The sequence below is a fragment of the Actinomadura sp. CNU-125 genome (assembly GCF_001942465.1).
In the GTDB taxonomy this organism is placed as follows: Bacteria; Actinomycetota; Actinomycetes; order Streptosporangiales; family Streptosporangiaceae; genus Spirillospora.
In genome coordinates this window covers 1-10,642 of record NZ_MKJY01000182.1, presented here as the reverse complement: position 1 = coordinate 10,642, position 10,642 = coordinate 1, and the positions used below count along the sequence as shown (strand labels likewise).

The following is a 10,642-nucleotide window of genomic DNA, read 5'->3' as shown; positions in this document are numbered from 1 at the left end:
GCCGACGCGCCGACGTGACGCTCGCCGACTGCGACGTCCAGGACACGGCGTACACGGCCGTCCACCTCGCCGACGGCGCGCGCGCGACGCTGACGGACTGCCGGATCCGCGAGACCCCCGAGTACGGGATCCGGGTGTGCGAGCGGGCCGAGCTGGCGGCGGACGGCACGCGGGTGCGGGACGCGCGGCTGGCCGGGGTCCTCGTGGAGGGCGGCGACGCGGTCCTGCGCGACTGCGGGATCGAGCACGTCCGCAACGGGATCGCCCTGCGCACGACGCACCGCCCGCTGGTGTCCGGCTGCGAGGTCGGCGACGTCGCGGAGGTCGGCGTCGAGGTCGGCCCGGGCGGCGGCGCCGTCCTGGAGGACCTCCGGGTCCGGCGCACCGGCTCGACGGGCATCTTCCTGGACGCCGGGAGCACCGTGCGGATCGACGGGTGCACCGTTCACGACGTCGAGGGCACCGGGCTGTTCGCGGGGGCGCGGGCCCGGCCGCGCGTCCGGGACCTGACCGTCGAGCGTCCCGCCCGCAACGGCGTGTTCGTCGCCGAGGGCGCGGCCGGGAGCTTCGAGGACTGCCGGATCTCGGACGCCGGATACCCGGCGATCTACGTCGAGGCGGGTGCGGCGCCCGTCCTGCGCCGCTGCGCGGTCGAGGGCGGCGACCACGACCTCGTCGTCTGCGACGGCGCCGAACCGGTCGTGGAGGACTGCAGGTCGGAGGGCGTGCGCGACGGCGTGCTGCCGGCGGGCCGCGTCCCCGCCGCCGGGGCCGCGACGGCCGTCCCGGGCGCGCGGAAGGGCTCCCGGACCGGCGCGGCCGCGACGGCGACGGCGCCGGGGCGGACGAGCGGACGCCCGAGGAGCGGCTCGCGGAGCTGCGCGCCGAACTCGACCGGCTGGTCGGCCTCGACCGCGTCAAGCACGACATCGTCGGGCTCACCAAGCTGATGCAGATGGTGAAGGTGCGGCGGGAGGCGGGCCTTCCGCCGCCGCCGCTGAGCCGCCACCTGGTCTTCGCCGGGAACCCGGGCACCGGCAAGACGACGGTCGCGCGGCTGTACGGCGGGTTCCTGCACGCGCTCGGCCTGCTGGAGGGCGGCCATCTCGTCGAGACCGACCGGGGCGACCTGGTCGGCGAGTACGTCGGGCACACCGCGCCCAAGACGCAGGCGGTGTTCCGCCGGGCGCTCGGCGGCGTGCTGTTCATCGACGAGGCGTACGCGCTCGTCCCGCGGGCGCAGCCCACCGACTTCGGGCAGGAGGCGATCTCGACCCTGGTGAAGCTGATGGAGGACCACCGCGACGACGTCGTGGTGATCGTCGCCGGTTACCCGGAGGAGATGGCGCGCTTCCTCTCGTCCAACGCCGGGCTGGGCTCGCGCTTCACCCGCACCCTGACGTTCGAGGACTACGGGTCGGACGAGCTGGTGCGGATCGTGCGGCACCACGCCGACCGGCACCGGTACGAGTGCCCGGCGGAGACCGTCGAGTCCCTCCACCGGTTCTTCGACGAACTCCCCAGGGGGAGGCAGTTCGGCAACGGCCGCACGGCACGGCAGGTCTTCCAGCTGATGACCGAGCGGCACGCGCAGCGCATCGCCGACGACCTGGCCGCGGCCGACCCCGCGGACCTGACGACGCTGCTGCCCGCGGACCTCCCGGAAACGGACGCCCTGTGAGCGGCCGCCCCGCCCCCGCGAGAACGGCCGCCGCGAACGAGGAGGAGGACAAGTGACCGATCCGATCACCTCGGAGTACGACGACGACCCGATCGAGGTCGACACCGAGGCCAAGGAGGGGGACGAGAACGCCGAACCGCCTCCGCCGCCGGACCTGGGGAACACCGACTCCCCGGATCTGACGGTCTGGGAGACCCGTCCGTCCTTCGACGACCCCCCGAAGGACATCGGCCAGGACGCGGGCAGCGAGCCGCCGGAGGAGGCGTCGTCCGTCGCCGAGGCCTTCTCGATCAACCTCGACAGCATGGCGACCCAGCTCGGGGCGATGCTCTCCACCTCGCGGGATCTCGTCACCCGGTACGAGACGCTCCGGAGCAGCGTCCTTGCCAACCAGGACACCATCTTCGGTCAGCAGTCGATGGAGGAGGACAACGGATCCTTCGACTTCTCGACCGGCATGTACTGGGGCGGCGACGACGAGGATGACCCGAGCGTCTGGCAGGAGACCGCGCAGCAGTTCGCGGCGCAGATGAACCCGGTGCAGCAGAAGGCGCTGCAGCACATCGGCGGTGTGCTGGAACGCGTGGGCGAGTACATCGCGCTCGCGAACCACTCGGGCCAGGTCTACGCCGAGGCCGACCGGAACTCGATGTTCCCGCCGCCGCCGGGCAACACGGTCACGGGCTGAAGGGAGGCTTGCCATGGCAGAGGAAATCCCGGGCGGATTCAGGATCGACCTGGGGACGCTCCGGACCGCCATCACCGGCGTCACCGCCGAGCAGACCGCCATCTCCGCCGATCTGGACGAGATCGGGCTCAAGACGAAGGGCCTGTCGAGCGACTGGAACAGCCCGGCCTTCGGCACGTTCGAGGAGGTCCGCACCTGGTTCGACAAGGCGTCCGCGGACGTCCTGGACCTGCTCGGCGACCTCATCGTCCGGATGGAGACGTCGTACGACAACTACGCCGCGGCCGAGAGCGGCAACGTCGGCAACCTCACGACCTGAGCCGGCCCGACCCGGCCCTCACGACCTGAGCTGAAGGGAGGCGCCCACGATGGCCGATTCCGGGACGACGGACTACGACTCCGTAGAGAAGATCGCGGTCGGGCCGACGGGGCTCCAGAACACGGCGAAGCGGCTCCACACGCTCGCCCAGGAGATCGCGGACAGCCTCGCCCGGGTCCAGACGACCCTGAACGGGCTCACCGCCGACGGGTGGAACGGCTTCAGCCGGCAGGAGGCCGAGGACTTCAACCGGCGGTGGCTCGCGGTGATGAAGGAGCTGTTCGGCACCGAGGCCGATCCGAGTACCGGCGTGCTGAACGCCATCGCGAGCGGCGTCGGCGTCGCCGGCGACAACTACGGCAAGGCCGAGTCCGGGCTGGCGGGCATCTGGTCGAAGTTCGCCTCCAGCCTCCCGACCGCCGAGGAGCTCGCGAACGGGGACGGGACGGACGAGGAGCCGAGCGACGAGAAGCCCAAGGACGTCCTCGACACCAACAAGACCGCCATCACGGCCGACTACTGACGCCGGCGGCGCGCGGGACGACCAGGCCCGCCCGCGCGCCCGCCCGCGCGCCCGCCCGCGTGCCCCGCGCGCGCCCCCGTCCCCGCAGACATCCCCTTAGGCAGCCGAAACCGATGAGCAGGATCGCCTTTCACCGCCCCGCCCGGATGGCGCCGCCACCCGTGCCGGAGGACAAGCTCGGCATCGCGGCCCCGCCGCAGATGCAGCCGCAGAACACCATGTCGAGCATGGTCATGCTGCTCCTCCCGCTGCTGACCAGCGTCAGCATGGCCGCGTACCTGGTCTCCACCGGACGCCGCTGGATGATCGTCCTCGGGGTCGTGTTCGTGGTGTCGGCCGTGGGCCTGACGTTCGGCGTCCACATGCAGTCGCGCGGCCGGAACCGGCGGACGCGCGAGCGGCACCGCGAGCGCTACCTGGAGTACCTCGCCGACCTGCGCGGGCAGGCGCGCGACGTCGCCCGCGTGCAGCGGTTCGCCGCCGCCTGGATCCATCCGAGCCCGGAACGGCTCTGGGCCATCGCCGAGCGCCGCCGCCGCGTGTGGGAGCGCCGCCCCGGGGACCCCGACCACCTCCGCGTCCGGATCGGCACCGGGAACGGGCCGCTGGCCCTGACCATGACGACGAACCGGCGCTCCGACCCCGCGGTGGAGTACGACCCGCGGTCGCTGCACGCGGCGGAGGAACTCGTCCGGTCCCAGGGGACGGTCGAGGGCCAGCCCGCGTGGATCGACCTCGGCCGCGCCGGGGTGGTCAGCCTGCTCGGCCCGCCCGCGCAGACCGAGGCCGCCGCCGCCGCGCTGCTGTGCCAGGTCGCCGTCCTGCACGCGCCGGACGACGTCCGGCTCGCCGTCGTGACGGCCGGCGACCCGGCGTGGGAGTGGGCGAAGTGGCTGCCGCACACCTTCGAGCCGGACGCCCGCGACCCGGGCACCGAGGTGGTCCCGCTGGTCGCCGAACGCCTCGACGGGCTCGCCGACCACCTGGAGGCCGAGCTGGACCGGGCCGTCGCGGCCCGCGCCGCGCGCGGCACCCGGCTCATCTCGATGACCGCCGAGGAGCCGCCCGAGCGGCGCCTCGTGATGGTCCTGAACGGTTACGACCCGCGGACCGTGTGGGCGCAGTCGCCGCTCGTCGTCCGGCTGATCGCCGAGGCGGGCGCGCAGCTCGGCATCACGGTCGTGTGCGTCGTCACCGAGGAGGCGCACGAGCCGGAGCGGGTGGACGTCCGGGTCCGGCTGGACGCGCGCGGCCGCGCGACCCTCGAAGGCCCGCACATCGGGCTGCGCGCCGACGTCAAGGACGTCGCGGTGGACCGGCCGTCCCCGGCGCTGCGCTCCCGCATCGCCCGCGCGCTCGCGCCGCTGCGGCTGTCGGGCGAGCAGGACCAGGTGCTGGCCCAGTCGGTGTCGCTGCCGGGGATGCTCGGCATCGGCGACCTGGCCGCGCTCGACCCGAGCAGCGTCTGGCGGGCGCCGGACGCCGAGGAGATGCTGCAGGTCCCCGTCGGCGTGTCCGGCGACGGGGAGGCGCTCGTCCTCGACCTGAAGGAGTCGGCGCAGGGCGGGATCGGGCCGCACGGCCTGGTCGTCGGCGCGACCGGCTCCGGCAAGAGCGAGCTGCTGCGCACGCTCGTCACCGGGCTCGCCACGACGCACTCGCCGGAGCACCTCGGGTTCGTCCTGATCGACTTCAAGGGCGGTGCGACGTTCGCCGGGCTCACCGGCCTCCCGCACGTCGCGGGCCTGATCACGAACCTGAGCGACGAGCACGCGCTCGTCGAGCGGGTGCGGGCCGCGCTCGCGGGCGAGCAGCAGCGCCGGCAGCGGCTGCTGCGCCGCGCCGGGAACGTCGACTCCATCCGCGACTACCAGCTCAAGCAGCTCGCGGGCGGGACCGACGTGGACGGCGCCCCGCTGCCGCCGCTGCCCTACCTGATGATCGTCGTCGACGAGTTCGGGGAGCTGCTGTCCCAGCAGGCCGACTTCATCGACCTGTTCGTGCAGATCGGCCGGGTCGGCCGGTCCCTCGGCATGCACCTGCTGCTCGCCACCCAGCGGCTGGAGGAGGGGCGCCTGCGCGGCCTGGAGTCGCACCTGTCCTACCGCATCGCGCTGCGCACGTTCAGCGCCGCCGAGAGCCGCGCCGTGCTCGGGACGCCCGACGCGTACCGGCTGCCGTCGATCCCCGGCTCCGCCTACCTGAAGGTCGACGAGTCGGTCTTCGAGCGGTTCCGCGTCGCGCACGTGTCCCGGCTGCACGAGACGGACGCACCGCAGGAGCCCGGCACCGCACCCGTCCGTCCCGTCCCGTACACGCTGCGGACGCCGCCGGTCGCCGAGGAGCCCGCGCCGCGTCCCGCCCGCGCCCCGCGGCCCGAGACCGGCACGACCGAACTCGACCTCGTCGTGGCGAAGCTCGCGGCGAGCAGCGCCCCCACCCACCAGGTGTGGCTTCCGCCGCTGCCCGCCGCCTACCCCCTCGACCCGCTGCTCGCGCCCGCCGAACCCGTCGAGGGGCGCGGCCTGCAGAGCCAGGTGTGGCCGACCCCGGGGCGGCTGTCGTTCCCCGTCGCCGTCGCGGACCTGCCCGCTCGGCAGGAGCAGCGCCCGCTCGTCCTGGACCTCGCCGGGCTGCACGGCCACCTCGTCCTCGTGGGCGCGCCGCAGAGCGGCAAGAGCATCTTCCTGCGCACCATGCTGCTCAGCGCGATGCTCACCCACACCCCCGACGAGCTGCAGTTCTACTGCATCGACCACGGCGGCGGCGGGCTGCTGCCCTTCGCCGACGCACCGCACGTCTCGGGCGTCGCGTCCCGCCGCGACCCCGAACGCGTCCGGCGCGTCCTCACCGAGGTGACCAGGCTGGTGGACGTGCGCGAGCGCATGTTCGCGGAGCTGGGCGTGCAGGCCATCGACTTCCGCCGCATGCGCGACGCGGGAGCGCTCCCCGCCGGGGTCCGCGCCGCCGACGTCGTCCTCGTCATCGACAACTGGGGCGCGCTGCGCGGCGAGCTGGAGGACGCGTCCGCGCTCGTCACCGACATCACCACCCGGGGGCTCGGCGTCGGCGTGCACGTCGTGCTGACCGCGGGACGCTGGGCCGAACTCCGGCCCGCGCTCCGCGACAGCATCCCCGGCCGCCTCGAACTGAACCTGAACGATCCCGCCGAATCGGAGATCAACCGCAAGGAGACCCGCCGGATCGGCCGCACCCGGCCCGGCCGCGGGCTGATGCCGCCCGGCATCCCCATGCACGTCCCCCTCCCGCGGCTCGACGCGTCCGACGGCGTCGACGACCTCACCGACGCCCAGCAGCGGCTCATCACCGAGATCGCCGCCGCCTGGCCGGGCCCGGCCGCGCCGCCGCTGAAGGTCCTGCCGCAGCAGGTCACCGTCGCCGAACTCGACGAGCTGGCGGGCACCGAGGTCCACGACCCGTGGGAGGGCGGCGGCCGGGTCCTCACCGGCGCCGAGATCCCGATCGGGCTGTCCCAGCGCGACCTGCGGCCGGTCGGGCTGGACCTCACCGCCGGGCAGCCGCACTTCCTCGTCTTCGGCGACGCCGGCTCCGGCAAGACCTCGTTCCTGCGGGCCTGGATGCGCGGCGCCGCCCGCCGGCACTCGCCGTGGGACGTCCGCTTCATCGTCGTCGACTACCGCCGCAGCCTCCTCGACGCCGTGCCCGAACCGTACATCGGCGCCCACGCGGGCAACCCCGAGCTGGCCGAGACGTTCATCGACCAGGTCGTCGCGAAGCTCCGCGAACGCATGCCGCCCCCCGGCCTCGACTCCCGCCGGCTCCGCGACCGCGACTGGTGGGAGGGCCCCGAGTTCTACCTCGTCGTCGACGACTACGAACTCGTCGCCGACGGCCCCGGCCGCGGCCCCCTCGCGCCCCTCGCCGGGTTCGTCGGCCAGGGCGTCGAACTCGGCTTCCACATCGTCCTCGCCCGCCGCGTCGGCGGCGCGTCCCGCTCCCTGATGGCCGACCCGCTGCTCGGCCGGCTCCGCGAGTTCGGCTCCGATGGGCTGATCCTGTCCGGCGACCCCCGCGAGGGGGCGCTGCTCGGCGACCAGCGGGCCGCGCAGCGGATACCGGGACGGGGCGTGCTCCTCCGCCGCAGAACCGACCCGGAACTGATCCACGCCGCGTTCGACGAGGAGACCGAGACCTTGACGTACGAGTCCCGTCCTCCGGAGACCCCCGAAGGGGTGGGCGCATGGCCGAGTACGAAGTAGGCGGCGACGGGAACGCCCCGGGCAGCTACACCTGGGAGGACTTCACCGAGGCCCTCGACCTCGACGCCATGACCGAGCTGGGCAACCAGTGGATCCTCCTCGGCGACGCCCTGCACAGCGGCGACACGAGCTTCGCCGCCGACGTCGCCGCCTTCGCCTGGACCGGCAAGGCCGGGCACACCGCGGAGACCACCTGGGGCAACAACATGACCCCGATGATCCGCAACGCCGCGGACGCGGCGTGGACCGTCGGGCAGAGCATCCACGCCTACGTCGAGGGCATCAAGAACCAGGCCGAGAAGATGGCCGAGGAGGCCAACAAGCAGTACTTCACGATGATCTTCAGCTTCCTGCTGAACGTCGTGCTGCTGCCGCTCGGCATCGCGGCCTCCTTCATCGGCCTCGTCGCCCGCCTCATCGGCACCATCGTCAACGTCATCACTCAGATCGGCACGCGGATGGGCTGGCTGGCGGCGACCGCCGCCGAGTTCGCCCTCGGCGCCGTCGTCGGCGGCGTCACGACCTTCGGCATCGACATGGCCGCCCTCGGCCTCGGCACCGCCGCCGCGGGCGCCGACTGGCACGTCGACTGGGGGCACGAGGTCGTCAACATCGGCGTCGGCGCCGCCTTCGGCGGCATTCCTCGGCGGCGCGCTCGCCTGGGGGAGCAACCACGGCAAGGTGCCGATCGTCATCCCGCCGCCCCGCTGGGGCCGGGGCGGCGGCAACGCCCCGGGCAACAGCGCCCCGGGCGGCTCCGGCGGCTTCGGCGGCGGAGGCGGCGGCCACCGGGTCGGCGGCGCCACCAGGCCCGCCCCCGTGCGGCCGGACCAGACCCCGCTCAACCTCACCGGCGACACGGGCGGCCCGCCCGTCGTCCGTCCCCCCGCGAAGTCCGCTCCGACGGCGTCACGACCGCCTCGAACAAGTCCGCGCCGGTGAACAAGACCGGTCCGGCCGACGCGCCCGTGTCGGCCCCGGTCCAGCGCGGCGGCGGAGGGCAGGAGACCCCGGTCGGGCCCCCGCCGGTCCGCCGGACGTCCGACTCGTCCGTCACCCCCGTCGCGGTGCCGAACCGGCACCCGCCCGGACGCGCACCCGCACCGCCCCCCGGCGACCGGGCGACACCCGCCAGCGGCGGCCGGAACTCCCCGGCGGTCCCGGAGCCGACGCCGCTGCCGGTCCGTCCGGACAGGTCCGGATCGGGTGCCGATGGCGTGCAGGCCACGACGAGGCCGGACAGGCCGGACACGTCCCGTCCCAACCCGGTCCCCGCGAAGCTCGACCCCGACCCGACACCCCCGGGCCGTGGCGGCTCGCAGGACTCGGTCTCCACGAGCAGCCCGGAGCCGACCCCGCTGCCGGGCCGTCCCGGGAAGGCCGGATCGGACGACGGGAGCGTCCCGGTCTCCGTGCAGACCGACGAACCCGCGCCGTCGTCCCGTCCGGTGTCGCCGGAGCCCACGCCGACGCGTGCCCCGTCGCCCGTGCGCCCCGACCCGACCCCGACCCCGGACACCCCGGTCGCCGTCCGTCCCGGCGGCCGGGACGAACCCGACCCCCAGGGCACGCCGCCCCCCGGCCGCGGCGGCGAGGGCCGGGGCGGTTTCGAGGTCCACCTCGACATCCGCCGCCCGGTCGACCCCGTCCCGGAGTCCCCCTTCAAGGGCCCCGGCCGCACGCTGGGCGACGTCCCGGTGGCCGGACGTCCCGGCGAGATGCCCGCGTCGGGCAAGCCGCAGCCGAACCCGGGCGACCGCGGGGACCGGTCGTCCGCTCCGCCGCGGCCTGGCTCCCAGACCGACCGGATCACCCTGGACTTCCTCCCGTCGAAGTCCGGCGACGCGCCGCCGAAGTCGTCGCCCGGGAACGGGACGCCCGGCAGGCCGGGCGGCGGCGATGCCCCCAAGGTCACGGTGACGGTCGAGAAGACGGGCGGCGACCCGCCCGCGCCGCCGACCCGGACCCCCTTCGACGAACCCGGCCGGACGCTCGACGGCGGCACCGTCCCCGCCCGCGGCGACCAGACCGTGCCCATCCGCAACGTGCCGAAGGACGGCAACGGACAGGTCAACGTCTGGATCGAGGGCCAGGAGATCCGGGTGCCCCCGGGCGGCCTCGGCAATAACAAGTACGTCGTGCACCCGGGCGTCGGCAAGTTCAACATCGTGGACGGCGACATCCGGATCTCGATCACGACGGACCGGCCGAACCCCGCGGCGGGCCCCAAGACCGACGGGGCGTCCCCCCTGGAGAACCCGGGACGCCGCGTCGGCGACGGCAAGCCGGTCCCACCGGCGGAGCAGCCGACGACGTCGCGGCCCACCGCGAACGAGCCCCCGCCGCCGCCCACGCGCGTCGAGTACGGCCAGCCGGTCACCTTCACGTTCGGCGACCGCGACGGCGCCGCGCCCACCGGCGCGCGGCCGTTCTCCGGCGAGGGCAAGCCGGTCGGCGGGCCGAAACCCCCCGCGCGGGCGACACCGGGCGATAACGCGGGCCAGGCCGCCCACGACCGCACGGGAGCGGGCGGCGACGGCCCGCTGAAGTCACCCCCCGCGGGCAAGCAGGACGGGACGACGTCCGGTCCGGCCACGACCGAGAAGCCGAGGGCCGACGGCGGCACGAACACGGTCCTGACGAAGAAGAGCGGCGGCCTGCACTCGTCCCCGCCGTCCGAGAGCGGCTCGTCGTCCGGACGGGGCGGCGGCACCGGCCACCGCCCCGGCGGGAGCACGGTGGAGGTGGGGCCGGTCCAGCACCGGACCCCGCTTCCCGAAGACGGGGCGCCGCTCATCCGCCTCGACGTCGGCATCCAGGAGCCGACCCCCGGCTTCGCCCGCCCGATCGGCCGCGGAGGCCCCACCCCCGGCGAGTCGGCGTTCACCGGCGACGGCCGCACGCTCGGCGGCGCGGACAGGCCCGCCGCACCGCCGCCGCGCGAGGGCACGCCCCCCGGCTCGTCCGGCAAGGGCGGCGGCGGCAGGCCCCCGGCCGCGTCGCAGGGCGTGGACGAGCGCGGCGACGACGCCCGGGAAGGTGGGCTCGTCTTCGGCGAAGGACGGTTCGGCGCCCGGGAAGGAGGGCGGTTCGGCGCCTGTGCAGGAGGGCTCGGCGAGGACAGCTGCAGGGCCAATCCGAGGCCGTACAGGGCCAGTCCGATGTAGAGCTGCACCAATCGGCGTGCCAT

General features: G+C 74.7%; 7 protein-coding genes. All 7 read left to right on the top strand.

Features of this window, described 5'->3' with window-relative positions; all coding sequences use genetic code 11:
- The coding region (locus BJF79_RS21485; RefSeq protein ID WP_262402374.1) for a right-handed parallel beta-helix repeat-containing protein at positions 1 to 950 on the top strand (950 nt) is incomplete at its 5' end.
- Entirely contained in the window at positions 950 to 1,681 is a 732-nt protein-coding gene (locus BJF79_RS21480; RefSeq protein WP_075899951.1) for an AAA family ATPase, read from the top strand. The genes BJF79_RS21485 and BJF79_RS21480, both read left to right, overlap by 1 nt.
- A gap of 52 nt (positions 1,682 to 1,733) precedes the next feature.
- Positions 1,734 to 2,369 carry a hypothetical protein gene (locus tag BJF79_RS21475; protein ID WP_075899949.1) on the top strand — a complete coding sequence of 212 codons (636 nt, stop codon included), beginning with the start codon at positions 1,734 to 1,736 and terminating at the stop codon, positions 2,367 to 2,369.
- Positions 2,370 to 2,382: 13 nt separating this feature from the next.
- Positions 2,383 to 2,688, top strand: coding sequence for a WXG100 family type VII secretion target (locus tag BJF79_RS21470; RefSeq protein ID WP_075899947.1), 306 nt, complete (start codon positions 2,383 to 2,385; stop codon positions 2,686 to 2,688).
- A gap of 49 nt (positions 2,689 to 2,737) precedes the next feature.
- Positions 2,738 to 3,211 carry a WXG100 family type VII secretion target gene (locus BJF79_RS21465; protein WP_075899945.1) on the top strand — a complete coding sequence of 158 codons (474 nt, stop codon included), beginning with the start codon at positions 2,738 to 2,740 and terminating at the stop codon, positions 3,209 to 3,211.
- Positions 3,212 to 3,324: 113 nt separating this feature from the next.
- Positions 3,325 to 7,452, top strand: coding sequence for a type VII secretion protein EccCa (eccCa, locus tag BJF79_RS21460; RefSeq protein ID WP_083733637.1), 4,128 nt, complete (start codon positions 3,325 to 3,327; stop codon positions 7,450 to 7,452).
- Complete coding sequence (locus BJF79_RS21455; RefSeq protein ID WP_075899941.1) at positions 7,434 to 10,619, top strand: hypothetical protein; 3,186 nt, start codon at positions 7,434 to 7,436, stop codon at positions 10,617 to 10,619. The genes eccCa and BJF79_RS21455 overlap by 19 nt, the downstream gene beginning before the upstream one ends.
- Positions 10,620 to 10,642 lie beyond the last annotated feature (23 nt).